Source organism: Methylomarinovum caldicuralii (assembly GCF_033126985.1).
Classification (GTDB): Bacteria; Pseudomonadota; Gammaproteobacteria; order Methylococcales; family Methylothermaceae; genus Methylohalobius; species Methylohalobius caldicuralii.
This window is the reverse complement of sequence record NZ_AP024714.1, coordinates 58,933-78,317: the sequence shown is the minus strand read 5'-3', so window position 1 is coordinate 78,317 and position 19,385 is coordinate 58,933. Positions and strand designations below refer to the sequence as shown.

Here is a 19,385-nt window from a genome sequence, read left to right as displayed (position 1 = left end):
TATCGGAGAATCGTCTTATAATTAAAAGTATTAAATAATTATTTTTCTATTCTGAATTGAAATATGAAGCTGCAACAGTTGCGCTACATCTGGGAAGTCGCCCATCATGACCTCAACGTCTCGGCCACGGCGGAAAGCCTGTATACCTCCCAGCCAGGAATCAGCAAGCAGCTCCGTCTGCTGGAAGAGGAGCTGGGGGTGCAGATCTTCGCCCGCAACGGTAAACAGTTCATTGCGCCAGGCCAAGCCTGGAGAAGGAGGAAGTTATGTAGAAGGAAAGACATCGCTGAAACCTTCAGAGCGACCTGACAGGTGCAAGTCCTGTCCGGCCAAGGCTGGCCACCAGCCGGAACCGAGTGTTGCGTGGTCGAGGAGCGATCCCGACTGCGAAGCGTACACAGGGGGCCTGTAGGCCGCGTGATGGAGCCTCGAAAGTACGGAATGCGGAGCCGACGTTGTTGAACGGACGGAAGGCAACAGGGGTGGTGCTGTACTGGCCTGGCATCATCCCTCCGCCGGGGTCGAAGAGCGGGGCATGCAGGGCAAGGGTCGCCCAGGAACCTGGGAGGGCTCGATCACTCCTTGCGGGAAGAGCGGTGCGGGCGCCGTGTGAGAAAAGGCCCAGGCCCATCGGAGCGGTGTCCGGCCGATGGGAGCGAACGGGACACGAAGCAGGGTACCGGCGCGCGAAGGCGACGAAGCGCGCTGGGAAGGTGATCGAGCAATCGGAGCCTGCCGATAGTACCTGGGAAGTCGGGGAACCTGCCCCAAGGGACCCGATGGAGGGAAGCGGCAGGTCGGACGATGGGGCTTTCGGAGGGACAGATGGCCGGGACATCGAGCCAGGAGAACATCTCAACACGACAACGGAAGCTAGCGGAACTGGCCCGGATCGAACCGAAGCTGGAACTGACCACGATTGCCCACCACATCGACGTGGTGTGGCTGGAAGAAGCCTGGCGGCGCACCCGCAAGGACGGGGCCGCCGGGGTGGACGGCGTGACTGCATCCCAATACGCAGCCGACTTAGAGGAGAACCTGACGCGCCTGCTGGAACGGTTCAAGACCGGCCGGTATCGGGCGCCTGCGGTACGGCGCGTCCACCTGCCCAAGCCGGGAACGGGAAAGACCCGCCCGATCGGCATTCCCACGCTGGAAGACAAGGTGCTGCAACGGGCGGTGCTGATGGCGCTGGAACCCATCTTCGAGCAGGACTTTCTCGACTGCGCCTACGGGTTCCGGCCCGGACGCAGTGCCCACCAGGCCCTGGAGAGGCTATGGGGCGGGCTGATGGCCATGGGCGGTGGCTGGGTCATCGACCTGGACATCCAAAACTTCTTCGACGATGTGGACCGGGACCGGCTGCGGAACTTTCTGGGGCAGAGGGTGCGCGACGGCGTGATCTGCCGCGTGATCGGTAAATGGCTGAATGCCGGTGTCATGGAAGGCGGACAGCTTCACTACCCCGAACAAGGGACACCGCAAGGTGGGGTGATCTCCCCACTGCTGGCCAACCTCTACCTGCATCACGTGCTCGACCTGTGGTTCGAGCAGACGGTCAAACCGCGACTGCAAGGCAGCGCCTTCGAAGTCCGGTTCGCCGACGATGCGGTCCTGGTGTTCAAACGGGAAGAAGACGCCCGGCGGGTATTGGCCGTTCTGGGCAAGCGCCTGGCCAAATACGGCCTGCGCCTGCACCCGGACAAAACCCGCCTGCTCGACTTCAGAAAACCCGGACGGAAAGGCCAGAGCTTCCAATACCTGGGATTCACCCACTACTGGGGACGCTCAAGGAAAGGGCGTTGGGTCGTCAAACGCAAGACCGCCCAAGCCCGGCTCAGCCGCTCCCTGCAGGCGATCAACCACTGGTGCCGGATGCACCGCCACTGGCCGGTTGCAGACCAACAAGCGGCCCTGAGCCGCAAACTCAAGGGGCATTATGCCTACTATGGGATCGTCGGCAACAGCCAATCGCTGGCCCGCTTCCTGTACGAGGTCAGACGGCGCTGGTACAAATGGTTGTCCCGCCGCAACCGGGAACGGATGAACCGGGACCATTTTGGGCGGCTGTACAAACGATACCCACTCCCCCCACCGCGCGTGGTTCACGGAATTGCCCGTTGCGTAGCGACGCCATAGTCCGAGGAGCCGGATGCCTTAATCGGGCACGTCCGGATCTGTGGGAACCGCGGGTGAGCAATCGCCCGCGGTCACCCGGCCCGAAATCACCCCGGCCGGCAAACTGATCATTCAGCTTGCAGGGGAGATTCTCTCCAAGGTGGATGACATTCGTCACGTCGCCGACGAGTTCCGGGACGAGCGCAGCGGAACGCTGGCCATCGCCACTACCCATACCCAGGCCCGTTACGCCCTTCCCAGGGTGGTGCGGGCGTTCATGCAGCGTTATCCCCAGGTCAGCCTGACCATGCACCAGGGAACGCCGGTGCAGATCGCCGACATGGTTTCCAAAGGGGAGGCGGATCTGGCGATCGCGACGGAGGCGATGGAGCTGTTCGACAACCTGGTGATGCTGCCCTGTTACCGCTGGAACCGCTGTATTCTGGTGCCGCGGGGGCATCCGCTGGCGGAGAAGGAAGGGCTGTCACTCCAGGACATCGCCCAGTATCCCCTCATCACTTACGTGTTCGGTTTTACCGGCCGCTCCAAACTCGACGAGGCCTTCTCCCGGGAGAACCTGCAGCCCAAGGTGGCGCTGACTGCGGTCGATTCTGATGTCATCAAGACCTACGTCCGTCTCGGCCTGGGGGTGGGGATCGTGGCCCACATGGCCTACGATCCGCAAGCTGATGCGGATCTGGTCGCCCTGGACGCCAGCCATTTGTTCCGCGACAGCGTCACCCGCATCGGTCTGCGGCGCGACAGCTTCGTGCGGGGGTACATCTTCGACTTCATTCACGCGTTCGCCCCCCACCTGAGCCGGGAGGTGGTGGAGCGGGCGCTGAAACTGCGCGACAAACAGGAGATAGACGCCCTGTTCGCCGGGGTTTCCCTGCCGCGTTACTGAGGTTTGCGGTGGAGGCCGCATTCCTTCTTGGCGCTTTCCTCCCACCACCAGCGTCCTTCCCGTTCCGGCTGGTGCGGTAGGGTGGGGCGGGTGCAGGGTTCGCAGCCGATGCTGCGGAAGCCGTGGCGGTGCAGTGCGTTGTAGGGGACTTCGAAGGCTTCGATATGATCCCAGACCTGCTGTGAGGTCCAGTTGCACAGGGGGTTGAATTTGATCAGGCGGCCGTGGCGCCCTGCGAAGGCGCTATCCGCCTCCACCTCCACCAGGGTGGCGCGGGTGTCGGGATTCTGATCGCGGCGCTGGCCGGTGATCCAGGCGTCCAGCGTCGCCAGCTTGCGTTTCAGGGGGCCGACCTTGCGGATGGCGCAGCATTCCTGATGGCCGTCGCGGTAGAAGCTGAACAGCCCCTTGCGGCCGACCAGATCACGAACAGCCTCGGCATCGGGATAGAGGACATCCAGCTCTATCGGGTAACGCTCGCGCACCTGTTCGATGAAACGGTAGGTTTCCGGATGCAGGCGGCCGGTATCCAGGGTGAAGACCTGGACGTGGTCGTGGAGGCGGCAGGCCAGATCGATAAGCACCACGTCCTCGGCGCCGCTGAAGGCGATGGCGATATTCTCGAAGTGTTCGAAGGCGGCCCTCAGGATGGCGTTGGGTTTTTTGCCCGCCAGTACCGTCTGCCAGTGTTCCAGATCGAATTCCACCTGGCTCATAGGGGTTCGTTTCCGTTTGCTTGCTCAATGAGGCGATTATACTAGGCTGCCTGACAGGTTTCGCTGAAATAACGCCGCAGGAATTCCTCGAAGCTGAGCCGGTCCTCCTGTTCCAGACGGTGCTGGTCGGCCCACGAGCGCTGCGCCTGCTGCTCGAACCAGCGGCGCCGCTCCTCTGGCAGCGGACGCTGGCGGAAGTGGTCGGCATGGGCCTGGGACAGGCGCAGGGCGAAGGCGGTGAACGGTTCGCTTCGGGAGGTCATTTCGGCGATCATGCGCGCCGAGGGGGTGTGTGCGGCATCGGCCACCTTGCGTTGCTGGTCGGCCAGCGCCTGTCCGTAGGCGCCGGCGCCGCCCTGTTCGTCGAACAGGCGGCTCAAGGGTTCCAGGCAGGCTAGAATCCGTTCGGCCCACTGCCGCAGCGGGATCTCCCCGCCGTCGTCCCGGAGGCGCAGCTGCGGATCCCGGCCCCGCTGGGCGGTCAGCAGCAGATTGTGCTGGCAGCATTGGTGTTCCTCGCGGTCCAGCGGCGGGCTGTCCTGCAGCAGGCAGAACCACAGGAACAGTTCGAGGAAACGCATCTGCCCGACGCCGATCCCCAGCGGCTCGAACGGGTCGAGATCCAGGGCGCGCAGCTCCACGTAGCGGACCCCGCGTCGCTTGAGCGCCAGGGTGGGCTTTTCGTACGGCCGGGCGATCTGTTTGGGACGGATGGGGCTGTAGTATTCGTTCTCGATCTGGAGGATGTTGGCGTTGAGCTGACGGTAGCGGTCACCGACCTTGACGCCGATCGCCTGATAGGGCGGGTGGGGGGTTTCGATGGCGTGGCACAGGCTGCGGACGTATTCGTCCAGGGTGTTGGTGGAGATGAACAGGGCTGCCTGGGTCTTGTTCTTGTAGCCGATGTCGCTCATCCGCAGGGAAGTGGCGAAGGGCGGCGCGAACGTGTCGGGCGTCAGCTCCTCGAAGCCCTGGGGAATGCCGCCGCGGCAGGTGAGAAAGCGACGATCCACCGCCGGCGAGGCGCCGAACAGGTAGAGCAGCAGCCAACCGTAGCGCAACACGTTGCGGATGAGGGCGAAATAGGCCGCCGCCTGACTGGCCCGGGAGGCCGGTCCCAGTTCCAGCAGCGGGCTGAGCGCCGGCCACAGCGCGGTCGGCAGCGAATAGTTGAAATGGATACCGGCGATGGCCTGCATCGCCCGGCCGTAGCGGTAGGCCAGCCCGACCCGGTAGATGTGTTTCATCCGCCCGATGTTGGAGTCCCCGTAACGGGCGATGGGGATGTCCTCGTCCCGTTCGAAGCCGATGGGCATGCTGGTGCACAGCAGCAGTTCGTCCTGCGGCAGGACGGCGTAGACGAAGCGGTGAATCTCGTCGAGAAAACCCAGGCCGGTCTCGGGAAGTTCGGCCGGAGGGGTGATGAACTCCAACAGCGCTTCCGAATAATCGGTGGTGATGTGCGGGTGTGTCAGCGCCGATCCCAGGGCCTGTGGATGCGGCGTCCGGGCGATGCGGCCGTCACGGGTGACGCGCAGGCTCTCCTTTTCCAGCCCCTTCAGGCCCAGGACAGGGGACAGCGGCAACGGCAGCGTGGCCAGGCTTGCCAGACGCTGCTGGAAGCGGTGGGTGTTCAACGGTTGAATTCTCCCGGAGGAATACGCGACAGGCGGCCATTATAGCCTGTCCGGAAAGCGGGCAATAAAAAACCCGGGGATCGCTCCCCGGGTCGAATCGCGTCTTGTCGTTATTGTTATCAGATTGGGCGTTGGGATTCTGAATCAGGCAGCGGTGCTGTGCTCGACGTCAGCGCTGGAAAGACGCTGCTTGTTGGTGGGTTCACCGGCCGGATCGCAACCCATCAGGCTGACGGAAATCATCGCCAGGGCCAGGATGCCAAGAATTTTCTTCATGTTTTCCTCCTCGTCGTATCGTCGTGAACGATTGTTATTGAGTGCTCAATGCACGGGTGTGGTTATAGCGAAGATGAGGAAATAATTCAACACCTGTTGTCGATCAATACCATATCGCCGCGATATGTTTTTGATCTAAAACCAGATTTTATAGGGAGCTCCGGGGCTTTCGCGCGCCAGACGGGGTGTGAGATAGCCGGGCAGGCGGCGGCGGAGGGCCTCGTAGAGCTCCCTGGCCCGCAGCGCCTCCACCTCAAAGTGGTCGGTTCCCCGCGTGCGGTCCAGCAGGTGCAGGTAATAGGGCAGGATCCCGGTGGCAAAGCACTGCTCCTGCAGGGCGACGAGCGCTCCCAGGGTGTCGTTGACGCCGGCCAGCAGGGTGCCCTGGTTGAGGACGGTGATGCCCGCCTGGCGCAGCCGGGTCACCGCCGCCGCGACATCGGCGTCGATCTCGTTGGCGTGGTTGACGTGCACCACGATCACGCATTGTAGGCGGGATGCGGCCAGCCGCTCGGTCAGCGCCTCGGTGATCCGGCTGGGCAGGACCACCGGCAGGCGGGTGTGCAGGCGCAGGCGGCGCAGCTGGGGAATGTCCTCCAGAGCCCGGATCAGCCCGCTCAGCCGGGCATCGGCGAGCATCAGCGGGTCGCCGCCGCTGAGGATGATCTCGCTGATCTCCTCATGACGCCGCAGATAGTCGAGCGCTGGCCGCAGGCGCGCGGGGGTCAGCTGCGCCCGGGAATAGGGGAAATGACGCCGGAAGCAGTAGCGGCAGTGGATCGCGCAGGCCCCGGTGGTGACCAGCAGGGCGCGGCCGTGATATTTGTGCAGCAGTCCCGGGGCGGCCCGGGCGCGGCCGTCCCCCACCGGGTCGCTGACGAATCCCGGGGCGACCGCGTTCTCCGCCGCCAGCGGCAGTACCTGGCGCAGCAGCGGATCGTCGGGATCGCCGCGGCGCATCCGCCGGGCGAAGGCCCGGGGGACGCGCAGGGGGAAATCCCGCTGCGCGGCCGCATCCCAGCCGCTGGCGGGCAGCCCCAGGAAGGCGAGCAATTCCTCCGGGCGCTTGAAACCCTCAGCCAGTTCCCGGCGCCACGCCGGCAGGGGGGAGGGCTGGGTTATAATGGAGGCCATTTTCGATCAACCCTAACACAAGGAAGCTGATTTCATGGCGAGCTATAGTACCAACGAATTCAAGCCGGGGCTGAAAGTGTTGCTGGACGGCGATCCCTGCGTCATTCTCGAGAACGAATTCGTCAAGCCCGGCAAGGGGCAGGCCTTCAACCGGGTCAAGTTCCGCAACCTCAAGACCGGCCGGGTGCTCGAGCGCACCTTCAAGTCGGGGGAAAGCATCGAGGCCGCCGACGTTCTGGAGGTGGAGATGCAGTACCTCTACAGCGACGGCGAGTTCTGGTATTTCATGGACCCCAACACTTTCGAGCAGGTGGCCGCCGACGCCAAGGCGGTCGGGGATGCGGCCAAGTGGCTCAAGGAGCAGACCACCTGCACCGTCACGCTGTGGAACGGCCAGCCCATCGCCGTGACCCCACCCAATTTCGTCGAACTGCAGATTGTGGAAACCGACCCGGGGGTGCGCGGGGACACCTCCAGCGGCGGCGCCAAGCCCGCCAAGCTGGAAACCGGCGCCGTGGTGAGGGTGCCGCTGTTCGTGCAGGAGGGCGAGGTCATCAAGGTGGACACCCGAACCGGTGAATACGTCTCCCGCGTCACCAAATAGCTGGCAGCCCGGCTGCGATCTCAAGGCGCTGCGGGCCCGCGCCGGGCTTCTGGCTTGCGTTCGCCGCTTCTTCGCCGAACGGGGGGTGATGGAGGTGGAAACCCCGCTGCTGGCGCCGACGGTCAGCACCGACCCGCAGCTGGATTTCTTCGCCGTTCCCGATGCCGGCCGGACCCGTTATCTGCAGACCTCGCCGGAACTGCTGATGAAGCGCCTGCTGGCCGCCGGTTCCGGCCCCATCTACCAGATCTGCAAGGCCTTCCGCCGCGGGGAGGCCGGGCGCTGGCACAATCCCGAATTCACCCTGCTGGAGTGGTATCGTCCGGGTTTCGAGCTTGCGGACCTGATGGACGAGGTCGCCGACCTGCTGCGGATCCTGCTGCCCCCCCTGGAGGACAGCTGCCGCCTGTCCTATACCGAGGTGTTCGAGCGCTGGGTCGGGGTTTCCTGGCATGCGCCGCTGCCAGCGCTGGCCGAACGCGCCCGGCGCCTGGGGCTGCCGGAGGCTGCCGCCCTGTGCGGCGAAGACCGCAGCCTGTGGCTGGATCTGCTGTTCTCCCACCGGGTGCAGCCCAATCTCCCCCGCCACCGGCCCGTCTTCGTCTGCGACTATCCCGCCCCGCTGGCGGCGTTGGCGCGTTTGAACGAGGACGGCCGGACCGCCCGGCGCTTCGAGGTCTTCTGTAACGGCGTCGAGCTGGGCAACGGCTACGACGAACTGACCGATCCCGAGGAACAGCGCCGCCGTCTCGAGGCCGACCGGAACGCCAGACGCCGGCAGGGACTGCCGGTGCCGCCGCTGGACGAGGCTTTCGTCGCCGCCCTCCGCGCCGGTCTGCCCCGTTGCAGCGGCGTCGCCGTCGGTCTCGACCGTCTGCTCATGCTGCGGCTGCAGCGCCGCGACATTGACGCGGTCGTCAGTTTTTCCTGGCAGCGACTCCATTGAAGCGCCTGCGTTTTCCCTCCCTATCCGTGCTGCTGCTGGTCAGCTTCATCCTGGTGCTGGCGCCGCTGATCCTGGCGCTGGGTTCCGCGCTCTACTCCCTGGAACAGCTGACCGGCCAGAGTCAGAGGGTGGTCTATCAGGCAGTCAGCCTGACCCAGGCGAGCCGCATGTTGCTGGAACGCCTGACCGCGATGGAGCGCAGCGTCAAGCAGGCGCTGATTCTGGAGGATGCGGCTCTGTTCGAGCATTACCGGAAGCTGCGCCAGACTTTCGTCAGCGAACTGCAAGGCTTGGCGAAAATGTCCGCGGGAGAGCCGGAACTGCGCCGCCTGCTGCGCCGCCTGGAAGGCGACGAATTTGACCTGTATGCCCAGCTGAGCGACCCCAAACTCGATCGGCAGACCAAGCTGGCGGTCGCCGATCAGCTGGCGCAGCTGCGCCAGCTGGCCGAACGCATCTGGGAACTCAGCATTCAGCTGGTGGGGCGTCATCTCCAGAACCTGGAGGAGCGCTCGCGCCAGGCGCGCCAGCAGACCATGCGCCATCTGGTCATCCTGTTGCCGGTCGCCCTGGGGCTGGTCGCCGTTTTCATCTATCTCATCACCCGGCCGATGAAGCAGCTGGATGCGGCCATCCGCAAACTGGGGGACCGCGACTTCGACCAGCCGATCGTGGTACAGGGCCCCCGGGACCTGGAGTCCCTCGGTCAGCGTCTGGACTGGCTGCGTCTCCGCCTGCGCATGCTGGAGGCGGAGAAACGCCGCTTCATGCGCAACATCTCCCACGAACTGAAGACCCCGCTGGCCAATGTTCACGAAGGGACGGAATTGTTGGCCGACCGGGTGGTCGGAGATTTGAACACCGAACAGGAAGAGATCGTCCGTATCATCGGCGTCAACGCCGGCCGCCTGTATCGGATGATCGAGGATCTGATCCGTTACAGCCAGTTGCAGAGCACCGAAACCGTGCAGAAGCCGCAGCAGGTGGACATGCACCGTCTGGTTGATGACGTGCTCGAGGATTACCGGGTCCGTCTCCGGGTCAACGAGATTCAGGTGCGCAAGCAGCTCGAATCCTGTCAACTGTTCGGGTTTGCGGAGCAGCTGCGCTCGATGATCGACAACCTGTTGTCCAACGCGGTCAAATACTCCCCCCGGGGGGGGGTGATCGAGCTGAAGCTGCAGCGGCGCAAGGGGAATGTGATCTTCGAAATCCGCGACCAGGGACCCGGGATTCCGCCCGAGGAACGCGAACGGGTCTTCGATGCCCTGTACCAGGGGCGGCTGGGGAAACGGATGGGGATCGAAGGGACGGGGCTGGGCCTGTCGATCGTCAACGAATGTGCGATGATTCATCGTGGCAGGGTTGAAATCGTCGATGTGGAAGGGTGGGGCGCCTGTTTGCGGGTGACGCTGCCGGTGGATGGAGTACGCATTTGAAACCTTGGTTTGGCATCGGGTTGCTCTGTCTGATTCTGGCCGGCTGCGGAGGCAGCCGGACGGTGACGGCAGAGGCGCCCAGACCGCAGTTCCAGGAACCTGACTACGAGGCCGTCACGCTGACCGAGCTGAGCGGCTATCTGGGTTATCTGGCGGGGCTGCCGCCGTTGCAACGGCGGGATGAGTGCCGCTGGCTGCACGATTTTGTCACCGAAGCGCCGAGTCTCGGGGGGCGGTTGCACCTGGCGCTGGCGTTGTTGGTCACGCCGGACTGTCTGGCGGAACAGGACGAGCTGCGCGTCGCCCTCGAGTTGCTGGATGAGGCCGGAAAACAAGTGCGCCCGGCCGATCTGCGGGCGTTTCTGGCCTATCAGCGTCTGATCGCCCAACGCCTGTTCAGCAGCCGCCGTCACGAGCGGGAATGGAGCCGCAAACTGGCCCGGCTGCGGCGGTATTGCCGGCAGCAGGGGCAACGGCTGCAGCGCTGTCAGACCACCCTCAGCCAGTGCCAGAGCAAACTGGAGGCGCTCAAAGCCTTGGAAAAGAGTCTCAATCATCACGGGGTTCCCTGAATGGATCAGGACATTCGCAAACGCATCCTGGTGGTCGACGACGATGAGAGCTTCCTGCGGCTGCTGACCATGCGCCTGAGCGCGGCGGGTTTCACCGTCAAGCCGGTCGGCAGCAGGGAGCAGGCCCTCGACGATCTGCTGCGGTTCCGGCCCCATGTGGTGGTCACAGACCTGATGATGGATGGAATGGACGGGATGGCGCTGTTCGACGAGATCCACCGCCGCTGTCCCACCCTGCCCATCATCATCCTCACCGCCCATGGCACGATTAACGATGCCGTGGACGCCACCAAGAAAGGCGTGTTCGGTTTTCTGACCAAGCCGGTGGACAACAAGGCGCTGCTGCACCATGTCACCCAAGCGCTGGAAATTTGCCAGGGCGTCGATGCCGAGCCGGAGGAAGAGGGCGAAGACTGGCGCCGCCGCATCGTCACCCAGAGTCCGGGCATCGAGGACCTCCTCAACCAGGTGGCCAAGGTCGCCCGCGGCCGCGCCAGCGTCTACATTCACGGGGAAAGCGGCACCGGCAAGGAATTGCTGGCCCGGGCCATCCATGAGGCCAGTCCCCGGTGCGAGGGACCTTTCATCGCGGTCAACTGCACCGCCATTCCCGAACATTTGTTCGAATCGGAACTCTTCGGCCACAAGCGGGGGGCGTTCACCGGCGCGACCCAGGACCATCCCGGCCTGTTCCAGGCCGCCGACGGCGGGACCCTGTTCCTCGACGAAGTCGGCGACATGCCGAAGATGTTCCAGGTGAAGCTGCTGCGGGCGCTGCAGGAAATGGCCGTCCGCCCGGTGGGCAGCACCCAGACCGTGGCCGTGGATGTGCGTGTCGTTTCCGCCAGCCACGTGGATCTGACGGCGGCGGTCGAGGCAGGCGATTTCCGCGAAGACCTCTATTACCGCCTCAACGTCGTCACCCTCAAGGTGCCGCCCCTGCGCGAGCGTCCCGAGGACATCCCCTTGCTGCTCGACCATTTCCTCAAGCAGGTGGCCGAGTCCTATGGCAGCAAGGTCAAGGGTTTTTCCCCGGAAGCGCTGGAATACCTGGTGCGTTACGAATGGCCCGGCAACGTGCGCCAGCTTCACAACCTGGTGGAGCAGTGCGTGGCCCTGACCAACACGCCGCTGATTCCCCTGAGCCTAGTGCAGCGGGCGATCAGCGGGGAGGCAGGCGAGGCGACGCTGCCCCCCCTCAAGGAAGCCAAGCGCCGCTTCGAGCGCGAATATCTGGTCCGTCTGCTACAGATCACCCGCGGCAACGTCACCCACGCGGCCCAGCTGGCCAAGCGCAACCGCACCGAGTTCTACCGCCTGCTCAACCGCCATCAGCTTGACCCGCGGGAATTCAAGCACTGAAGCACGGCTTCGATGTCGAAGCCCCGGCTGGTGTCGATGGAGACGGCCCCGGCGCGCTCTGCTTCGCTCAGGGGCTGATGGTGGCGCAATTGGTAGGCCAGCACCTGAAGGTCGGCCTCCGAGGGATCGCGGCGCTGCCGCAGCCGCTGTTCGATCCGGGCCCGCAGCACGGTTTCGTCGGCCTGGAAGTCGAGCATGCGCCAAGGAACATGCAGACGTTCGGCCAGCGCCTGGAACCACTGGCGGTATTCCCGCTTCAGGAACGTGGCATCCACGATCACCGGCCAGCCGGCCGCCAGAATCGTCTCGGCGTCGCGCAGCAGCTTGGCATACGTGCGGCGGGTGAAATCGGCCCCATAGATGCCGCGCTCCAGCCCGGCATCGGTACGGGCTTCGGCCGGGAGTCCCGCCAGGCGCTTGCGCTCCACGTCCGAGCGCAGGTGGATCGCCCCCAGACGGGCCGCCAGCCGGCGGCTGGCGTAGGACTTGCCGCTGCCGGAAAAGCCGTGGGTGACCAGCAGCAGCGGGCGCCGGGACTGGCGGAAGTACTCGGCCAGATCCAGGTAACGGGCGCACGCCTCCAGAGATTCTCGGGTTTCGGGGTGCTGGCGCGCGCTCAACCAGGCGATCTTGGCCCGCACCATGGCCCGGTAGATCAGGTAGTAGCGCAGCAGGCGCACTCCCTCGTAGTCTCCGGTAAGGCTGAGCCAGTCGTTGAGGAACAGGAAGCCCAGGGGGCGGCGGCCGCGGGCGGCCAGGTCCATGACCGTGAAGGCGATCTCGCTGACGACGTCGATCCAGCGCAGCTGGGGGTTGAATTCGATGCAGTCGAACGGCAGCGGCTCCCCCTGCCAGAGGACAATGTTTCCCAGGTGCAGGTCGCCGTGGCATTCGCGCACCCAGCCGTCGCGTTTGCGCTGGGCCATGCAGGACGCCAGCGGTTCGAACGCAGCCTCGGTCCAACGGCGCAGCGCGTCCAGCCGGGCGGCGCGGGCGGGATCGAGGGCCCCGGCGTCGATGCTCCGGAAGTTTTGCAGCGCGGCGCTCTGGATCGTCTGCGGTTCACCGTAGGGGTCGCCGGCGCCTGCCCGGGTGACGCTTTCGTGAAAGCGGGCGATGCGTGCGGCCAGGGTTTCGAGGTGGCTCTCCCGCAGCCGGCCTTCTTCGGTCATGCGGCTGAGCAGGTCGCGGTCGGCGAACTGGCGCATCTTCACCACGTATTCCAGGGGCTCGCCGTCCCCGTCCAGACGGGGGTTTTGCGGGGTGCCGGTGACCGTCACCACGGCCAGGTACAACTGCGGCGCCAGGCGGCGGTTGAGACGCAGTTCCTCGTGGCAGTAGAAGCGGCGCTTTTCCAGGGTGGAAAAGTCGATAAAGCCGAAGTCCACCGGCTTTTTGAGTTTGTAGGCGTAGGGGCCGGTGAGAATGACCCAGGAGATGTGGGTTTCGCGGTAACGGAGATTCTCCGTCGGATGGGGATAGACCGCCGGATTCAGCAGCGCCCGGATCAGCGGCGGCAGCGTCATGCGGCGGCCTCGTCCAGCACCGGCTCGCCGCCGACCACCCGCAGATGCCGCCGGCCTTCCAGAAACGCCACCAGATCGTCGCCGATCACCTGCTGGCGCCAGCCCTGGCACAGGCGCGATCCGGCCGGGTCGGCGAGGAATTTCTCCAGGTCCTTGCGGCTGGCCAGGGCGTTGGGATGAAGATTCTGGGCTTCGGCCCGAAGCCGCACCACGGCGCTGAGCAGATCGAGCAGGGCTTCCTGCCGGGGGGTGCGGGCGGGCGGCCGGGGCGGGGCCTTTTCCGGCGCATCGTCGCAGGCGGCGGCGACCTGGGCGCAGATGTCCTGCCCGTAACGGGCGACGGCCTTGTCGCTGAGGCCGCGCAGCTGTTTCAGTTGCTGGGGATTCTGCGGCTGCAGGCGGGCGATGTGGCACAGAAGATCGTCCTTGACCACCCAGCCGCGGGGCAGGTTCTCCCGCCGGGCGGTTTCCTCGCGCCAGGCCGCCAGGCGTTTGAGGGCCGCCAGCTGCCGTCCCTTGAGGCGGCGGGTGCCCTTGATGCGGCGCCAGGCGTCCTGGGGCGGATTGCGGTAGGTTTCCGGCCGGGTCAGGCGCTCGAAGTCCTCGCTCAGCCAGTCGACCCGGCCGCTTTCCTCCAGGCGGCGGCGCAGTTCCAGATACAGGGGGACCAGATAGCGGACGTCGTCGGCGGCGTAGTCGATCTGCTGCGGACTCAAGGGGCGGCGGCGCCAGTCGGTGCGGCTGTGGCCTTTTCCCAGGGTCACCCCCAGCACCTCCTCCACCAGCTGGGCGTAGCCGATCTGGTCGCCGTAGCCCAGCAGCGGGGCGGCCAGCTGGGTGTCGAAGACGGGCGCGGGCAGGCGGCCGTGCAGGTGATGGAAGATTTCCAGGTCCTGGAAGCCGGCGTGGAAGACCTTGGTGGCGTCCGATTCGTACAGCAGTTGCCAGAGCGGGTCGAGATCGGGCAGGCGGATGGGGTCGACGCAAGCCACCTGATCGGCGGCGGCGATCTGCAGCAGGCAGAACTGCGGGTGGTAGGTGGATTCGCGCAGGAACTCGGTGTCGAGGGCGAAGAACGGGCTGTCCTTGAGTCGGTCGCAGAGCCGGCGCAGCTGCACGGGGGTGTCGACGTAGCGTACCGGGGCTTTGGATAGGGTGGTCATGGGGTTCCTGGGTGGATTTCGATAAAGCACGGGCTGCGGCAAATATACCAAAAGACCGGGAAGGCGGTATCCTGTTGCCTTCATTCCATAGACGTGGGAGAGATACCGATGTTCAAACGCTCGCTTTTGCTGTTGCTTCTGCTTTCCGGCCTGGCCCAGGCGGCCGGGGACGCGCGCCTGGCGCAAAACATCACCGCCCTAGAGGCTTACGACAGGCTGATGACCGGGGGCGGTTCGGTCTATCTTCTCGACGTGCGCAGCCCGGAGGAGTACCGGCTGGTGGGCCATCCGCCCATGGCCTACAATATTCCCTTCGTTTTCTTCCGCGGGGGGCCTCACCGCAACCCTCATTTCGTCGAGGACGTGGCCAGCCGCTTCAAGAAAACCGACACCCTGCTGGTGATCTGCCGCAGTGGCGGACGCAGCGCCCCGGCGGCCGATGCCCTGGTGCAGGCCGGTTTCAAACATGTCTACAACGTCCGCGACGGTTTCGAGGGCGCTGCCTTCACCGGCCGCACCCCGGAGGAGAAAACTTTGCTGCGCAAATACAGTCCCTTCTATGGTAACCGGGGACGGGTGGAAGGCTGGCAATACGACGGCCTTCCGTACACCTACGAATTGAAGGACGAGCTGCTTTACCGTCCCTACGACGCCGCCAAACACCGCTGATCTCCGGTATCGAAAACGCCGGTCCCATCCGGAAACGCCATGAGCCAAGACCGCAAACGCCTCGTCCTGGTGGACGGGTCCTCCTTCCTGTACCGGGCCTTCCACGCCCTGCCGCCCCTGAGCAACGCCCGCGGCGAGCCCACCGGCGCCATCTACGGCGTCGCCAACATGCTGCGCAAGCTGCTGGAGACTTACGACACCCCCTGGTTCGCGGTGGTGTTCGACGCCCCCGGCAAGACCTTCCGCAACGACCTGTTCGCCGCCTACAAGGCCCACCGCCCGCCGATGCCGGACGAGCTCAAGGTCCAGCTGGGGCCGCTGAAGGAACTGATCCGGGCCATGGGGATTCCAGTGGTGGAGATCGAGGGCGTCGAGGCCGATGACGTCATCGCCACCCTGGCGCGCCGGGCCGAGCGGGAGGGATTCGACGTGGTGGTGGCCACCAGCGACAAGGATCTGGCCCAACTGGTGGACGACCACATCCTCCTCGACAACACGATGTCGGAAACCCGCCTCGACCCGGCCGGGGTGATGGCAAAGTTCGGCGTCCACCCCGACCAGATCGCCGATTACCTGGCGCTGGTGGGGGATACTTCCGACAACGTCCCCGGCGTTCCCGGCATCGGCCCCAAGACCGCGGCCAAACTGCTGCGGCAGTATGGCTCCCTGGACGAGATCATCGCCCACGCCGGCGAGATCAGGGGCAAGGTGGGGGAGAACCTGCGCGCCCATCTGGACCGGCTGCGGCTGTCGCGCGAACTGGTCAAGGTGCACGATGACCTCCCCCTGGATCTGAATCCGGAAGATCTGAAACGGCGGCCGCCGGACACCGCCCGGCTGATCGAGCTGCTCAAGCGTTTCGAATTCACCACCTGGCTGCGCCAGCTCGATCTGCCCACGACCCAGGGGGAATCGGCCCAGGATGGCGATCCCGCCGATTATCAGGCGGTGCTGGCCGCGGATCAGTTGCGGACCTGGCTCGAGCGCCTGGAGGCCAGCCCCCTGTTCGCCTTCGATACCGAAACCACCGATCTCGCCTATCTCGACGCCCGGCTGGTGGGGCTGTCGTTCGCGGTGGAGGCGGGGGAGGCCGCCTACGTGCCGGTGGGACACGACTATCCCGCGGCCCCGGCGCAGCTGGACCGTGAGGCCGTTTTGGAGAGACTGCGGCCGCTGCTGGAGTCGGAAGATCATCCCAAGGTGGGCCAGCATCTCAAGTACGATGCCCACGTGCTCGCCAACCACGGGATCGAATTGCGCGGCATCGCCCACGACACCATGCTCCAGTCCTACGTCCTCAATCCCACCGCCACCCGGCACGACCTCGATTCCCTGGCCCTGACCTATCTGGGAATCAAGACCGTCAGTTACGAGGCGGTGGCCGGCAAGGGCGCGAAGCAGGTGAGCTTCTCCCGGGTGGCCCTGGACCAGGCGGCGCCCTATGCGGCCGAGGACGCCGACATCGCCCTGCGCCTGCACCAGGTGCTCTGGCCCAAACTGGAAGCCGAGCCCAAGCTCAAGCGCCTGTACCAGGAGATCGAGATGCCGTTGGTGCCGGTGCTGCTGCGCATGGAGCGCTGTGGGGTGCTGGTGGACCGGGACGAGCTGGCCCGTCTCAGCGCAGAGCTGGCCGAGCGCATGGCAAAGGTGGAGGAACAGGTTCATTGCCTCGCCGGGGAGGCGTTCAACCTGGGCTCCCCCAAGCAGATCCAGCACATCCTTTACGACAAACTGGGCCTGCCGGTTTTGAAGAAGACGCCCAAGGGTCAGCCTTCCACCGCCGAGGAGGTGCTGCAGAAGCTGGCGGAAGATTTCGAGCTGCCGCGGCTGATCCTGGAATACCGCTCCCTGAGCAAGCTCAAGAGCACTTACACCGACAAGCTCCCCCAGCAGATCCATCCCCGCACCGGCCGGGTCCACACCTCCTATCACCAGGCGGTCACCGCCACCGGGCGGCTGTCTTCCTCGGATCCCAATCTGCAGAACATTCCCATTCGCACCGAAGCGGGGCGGCGCATCCGCCGCGCCTTCATCGCTCCGCCGGGCTGCAGGCTGGTGGCGGCGGACTATTCCCAGATCGAGCTCAGGATCATGGCCCACCTGTCCGAAGACGCCAATCTCCTGGCGGCGTTCGCCGCCGGCGCTGACGTCCACCGGGCCACCGCCGCCGAAGTGTTCGGGGTGGCGCCGGAGGCGGTCACGGACGAACAGCGCCGCCGCGCCAAGGCCATCAACTTCGGTCTGATCTATGGCATGTCCGCCTTCGGTCTGGCCAAGCAGCTGGGGATCGAGCGCGAGGAGGCGCAAAGCTACATCGACCGCTATTTCGAGCGCTATCCCGGGGTGCGCGAGTACATGGAACGCACCCGCCGTCAGGCCTACGAGCAGGGCTACGTGGAAACCCTGTTCGGCCGCCGCCTGTACCTGCCGGAGCTGCAGTCACGCAATCCCCAGCGCCGCCAGTATGCCGAGCGCACCGCCATCAACGCGCCGATGCAGGGCACCGCCGCCGACATCATCAAGCGGGCGATGATCGCCGTGGACGCCTGGATCCGCGGCAGCGGGGCGCCGGTGAAGATGATCATGCAGGTGCACGACGAGCTGGTGTTCGAGGTTGCCGAGGATCGGCTCGAGGAAGCCTGCCGGGCGATCCGCGAGCGGATGGCGTCGGCGGCGGAACTGAGGGTGCCGCTGGTAGTGGATGTGGGCATCGGGGTCAACTGGGACGAGGCCCATTGACCCGACTCGGAGGGGCGGGGTGCCGGCGGGAGCGGGGCTGAGGGGCGTACCCGGCCTGGATGGCCGGGTATCGAGCGCCCAGGGATGGGTTCACAGCGTCCCCGAAGCCCCGCTCCCGCCGGCACCGTAGGGGCCAGGGTCGGGTGTGGAACTTTTGCCGTCGGGGGCAGTCTTAAGGGTACGTGTCGGGAACGACGCCCAACCTACTCATTTCCTCCCTTATGAGTAGCGAGCCGCTCCGGTTCCCCCAAGCCGGAGCCTGACTGACCCCGAAGCCTCTCCCCCTTGGCTTCGGGGTTTTTTTTGTCGCCGGTCGCCAGCCAGCGGTCCAGCACCGCATGGGCCTCGTCCACACCCATGCGCTTGGGCGCGGAGAACAGTTGCACGCTCGGTTGCAGCGGCAATTCGGCCAAGGCCTTTTCCACCTGCAGCAGCGTGCTTTTGGCCCGGCCGTACTTGAGCTTGTCCGCCTTGGTGAGCAGGATGTGCAGCGGCAGGTCGTAGTAGCCGCACCACTCGATCATGCGCCGGTCGAATTCCGTCAGGGGATGGCGGATGTCCATCATCAAAAACACCCCCCTGAGGCACCGGCGTGACCGCAGATATTCCTCCAGGGCCCGGCGCCAGCGCTGCTGGGTTTCGCCCCCCACTTTGGCGTAGCCGTAACCGGGAAGATCCACCAGGCGCCGCTCTGCGTCGATCTCAAAGAACACCAGTTGCTGGGTCCGGCCCGGCGTCTTGCTGGTGCGGGCCAGGGACTTCTGGTGGGTGATGACGTTGAGGGCGCTGGACTTGCCCGCGTTGGAACGGCCGGCGAATGCAACCTCGAAACCCTTGTCGGGGACGTCGCGGGCGAAATTCAGGGTGCTGAGGAGAAAGCGGGCGCGGTGGTAAAGCGGATTCATCAGACTTCAAGGGCAAAATGGGTACAATAACCCGACAATACGAATCGGGAGGGAACGATGCAGTTTAAAACTATACTAACATTGATTGGAATGGTTGCTTTGACCGGCGCTGCACTTCCAAGTGCTGCCCGAGTGTCGGCGGCCACGAAGGAGAAGGCGGCCCAGTGCGCCGGCTGTCACGGTGAGGCTGGAAAGGGGGCGATGCCGGTGTTTCCCAAGCTGGCGGGACAGAATTTCAAGTATCTGAGCAAGCAGCTGCGTCAGTTCAAGGATGGCACCCGGCAGGTGGCGGCGATGAACGCCATCGCCGCCGCTTTGAGCGATGACGACATTGCCGAACTGAGCGCCTATTTCGCAGCGCAAAGCCCCGAGCCGGAAGCCGAAGAGGCCGATCCGCAAGGCGAGCGGATCTACCGTTTCGGGATCGCGGAGAAAAAGGTCCCCGCCTGCAGCGCCTGCCACGGCCCGGAGGGGCAGGGCAATGCGCCTGCCGGTTTCCCGCTGCTGAAGGGACAATTCGCCGCCTATACGGTCAAAGCGTTGACAGATTACGCCAAAGGCGCGCGCGGTGGCGGGAAGACGCCGATGCGCCAGATCGCCGCCCGTATGACCGAGGATGAAATGAAAGCGGTGGCGGCCTATATCGCCACCTTGAAATGAAGGAGACAGGAT

At 65.1% G+C, this 19,385-nt stretch carries 18 protein-coding genes; 11 read left to right on the top strand and 7 right to left on the bottom strand.

The features are described from left to right. Positions 1–63: 63 nt before the first annotated feature. The 3 genes from MCIT9_RS00405 to cysB all read left to right on the top strand — a co-directional run bounded on the left by MCIT9_RS00405 (position 64) and on the right by cysB (position 3,025). The gene (locus MCIT9_RS00405; protein WP_479724326.1) at positions 64–309 is read left to right on the top strand and encodes a LysR family transcriptional regulator; all 246 of its coding nucleotides are present in this window, start codon (positions 64–66) and stop codon (positions 307–309) included. A 495-nt stretch (positions 310–804) separates the two neighbouring features. Further along, positions 805–2,139 (top strand): group II intron reverse transcriptase/maturase, encoded by a 1,335-nt coding sequence (gene ltrA / locus MCIT9_RS00400; RefSeq protein WP_317704477.1) that lies wholly within the window; start codon positions 805–807, stop codon positions 2,137–2,139. A 40-nt stretch (positions 2,140–2,179) separates the two neighbouring features. Then, positions 2,180–3,025 (top strand): HTH-type transcriptional regulator CysB, encoded by an 846-nt coding sequence (gene cysB / locus MCIT9_RS00395; RefSeq protein ID WP_479724325.1) that lies wholly within the window; start codon positions 2,180–2,182, stop codon positions 3,023–3,025. Here cysB and MCIT9_RS00390 read toward each other — a convergent pair. The 4 genes from MCIT9_RS00390 to epmB all read right to left on the bottom strand — a co-directional run bounded on the left by MCIT9_RS00390 (position 3,019) and on the right by epmB (position 6,788). After that, on the bottom strand, positions 3,019–3,741 hold the full coding sequence (locus MCIT9_RS00390) for a phosphoadenylyl-sulfate reductase (protein ID WP_317705491.1): 723 nt from the start codon (positions 3,739–3,741) through the stop codon (positions 3,019–3,021). The genes cysB and MCIT9_RS00390 overlap by 7 nt on opposite strands. A 41-nt stretch (positions 3,742–3,782) precedes the next feature. After that, on the bottom strand, positions 3,783–5,378 hold the full coding sequence (gene gshA, locus MCIT9_RS00385) for a glutamate--cysteine ligase (protein ID WP_317705490.1): 1,596 nt from the start codon (positions 5,376–5,378) through the stop codon (positions 3,783–3,785). 144 nt (positions 5,379–5,522) lie between these two features. Next, a complete protein-coding gene (locus MCIT9_RS00380) occupies positions 5,523–5,654 on the bottom strand; it encodes a hypothetical protein (RefSeq protein WP_317705489.1) in 132 nt (43 codons plus the stop codon). A gap of 135 nt (positions 5,655–5,789) precedes the next feature. Next, positions 5,790–6,788, bottom strand: a complete 999-nt coding sequence (epmB, locus tag MCIT9_RS00375) for an EF-P beta-lysylation protein EpmB (RefSeq protein WP_317705488.1) — start codon at positions 6,786–6,788, stop codon at positions 5,790–5,792. Between the two features lie 34 nt (positions 6,789–6,822). On the opposite strand from epmB, the gene efp reads away from it, so the two are divergent. From efp to MCIT9_RS00350, 5 genes are read left to right on the top strand one after another with little or no spacing between them, the layout of a single operon-like run. Then, positions 6,823–7,392, top strand: a complete 570-nt coding sequence (efp, locus tag MCIT9_RS00370; RefSeq protein ID WP_317705487.1) for an elongation factor P — start codon at positions 6,823–6,825, stop codon at positions 7,390–7,392. Beyond that, positions 7,364–8,338: an EF-P lysine aminoacylase EpmA gene (epmA, locus tag MCIT9_RS00365; RefSeq protein WP_317705486.1), complete on the top strand. Its 975-nt coding sequence runs from the start codon at positions 7,364–7,366 to the stop codon at positions 8,336–8,338. The genes efp and epmA overlap by 29 nt, the downstream gene beginning before the upstream one ends. Positions 8,339–8,364: 26 nt before the next feature. Continuing rightward, positions 8,365–9,777 carry a sensor histidine kinase gene (locus MCIT9_RS00360; RefSeq protein ID WP_317705485.1) on the top strand — a complete coding sequence of 471 codons (1,413 nt, stop codon included), beginning with the start codon at positions 8,365–8,367 and terminating at the stop codon, positions 9,775–9,777. Next, positions 9,774–10,349: a hypothetical protein gene (locus tag MCIT9_RS00355; protein ID WP_317705484.1), complete on the top strand. Its 576-nt coding sequence runs from the start codon at positions 9,774–9,776 to the stop codon at positions 10,347–10,349. Before MCIT9_RS00360 ends, MCIT9_RS00355 begins: the two co-directional genes overlap by 4 nt. Further along, complete coding sequence (locus MCIT9_RS00350; protein WP_317705483.1) at positions 10,350–11,711, top strand: sigma 54-interacting transcriptional regulator; 1,362 nt, start codon at positions 10,350–10,352, stop codon at positions 11,709–11,711. On the opposite strand, the gene MCIT9_RS00345 is transcribed toward MCIT9_RS00350, so the two are convergent. Both MCIT9_RS00345 and rnd read right to left on the bottom strand, forming a co-directional pair. Beyond that, positions 11,681–13,237: a bifunctional aminoglycoside phosphotransferase/ATP-binding protein gene (locus MCIT9_RS00345; RefSeq protein ID WP_317705482.1), complete on the bottom strand. Its 1,557-nt coding sequence runs from the start codon at positions 13,235–13,237 to the stop codon at positions 11,681–11,683. The two genes, MCIT9_RS00350 and MCIT9_RS00345, sit on opposite strands and share 31 nt — an antisense overlap. Then, entirely contained in the window at positions 13,234–14,400 is a 1,167-nt protein-coding gene (gene rnd / locus MCIT9_RS00340; protein WP_317705481.1) for a ribonuclease D, read from the bottom strand. The genes MCIT9_RS00345 and rnd overlap by 4 nt, the downstream gene beginning before the upstream one ends. Positions 14,401–14,508: 108 nt before the next feature. Here rnd and MCIT9_RS00335 point away from each other — a divergent pair, with 108 nt between their 5' ends. After that, the gene (locus MCIT9_RS00335) at positions 14,509–15,069 is read left to right on the top strand and encodes a rhodanese-like domain-containing protein (protein ID WP_317705480.1); all 561 of its coding nucleotides are present in this window, start codon (positions 14,509–14,511) and stop codon (positions 15,067–15,069) included. Between the two features lie 39 nt (positions 15,070–15,108). Continuing rightward, positions 15,109–17,808, top strand: coding sequence for a DNA polymerase I (gene polA, locus MCIT9_RS00330; protein ID WP_317705479.1), 2,700 nt, complete (start codon positions 15,109–15,111; stop codon positions 17,806–17,808). A 203-nt stretch (positions 17,809–18,011) separates the two neighbouring features. Here polA and yihA read toward each other — a convergent pair whose 3' ends face one another. After that, entirely contained in the window at positions 18,012–18,713 is a 702-nt protein-coding gene (yihA, locus tag MCIT9_RS00325) for a ribosome biogenesis GTP-binding protein YihA/YsxC (RefSeq protein ID WP_317705478.1), read from the bottom strand. Positions 18,714–18,845: 132 nt separating this feature from the next. Between yihA and MCIT9_RS00320 the strand changes: the two genes are divergently transcribed. After that, the gene (locus MCIT9_RS00320) at positions 18,846–19,373 is read left to right on the top strand and encodes a c-type cytochrome (RefSeq protein WP_317705477.1); all 528 of its coding nucleotides are present in this window, start codon (positions 18,846–18,848) and stop codon (positions 19,371–19,373) included. The last annotated feature ends 12 nt before the right edge of the window (positions 19,374–19,385 follow it).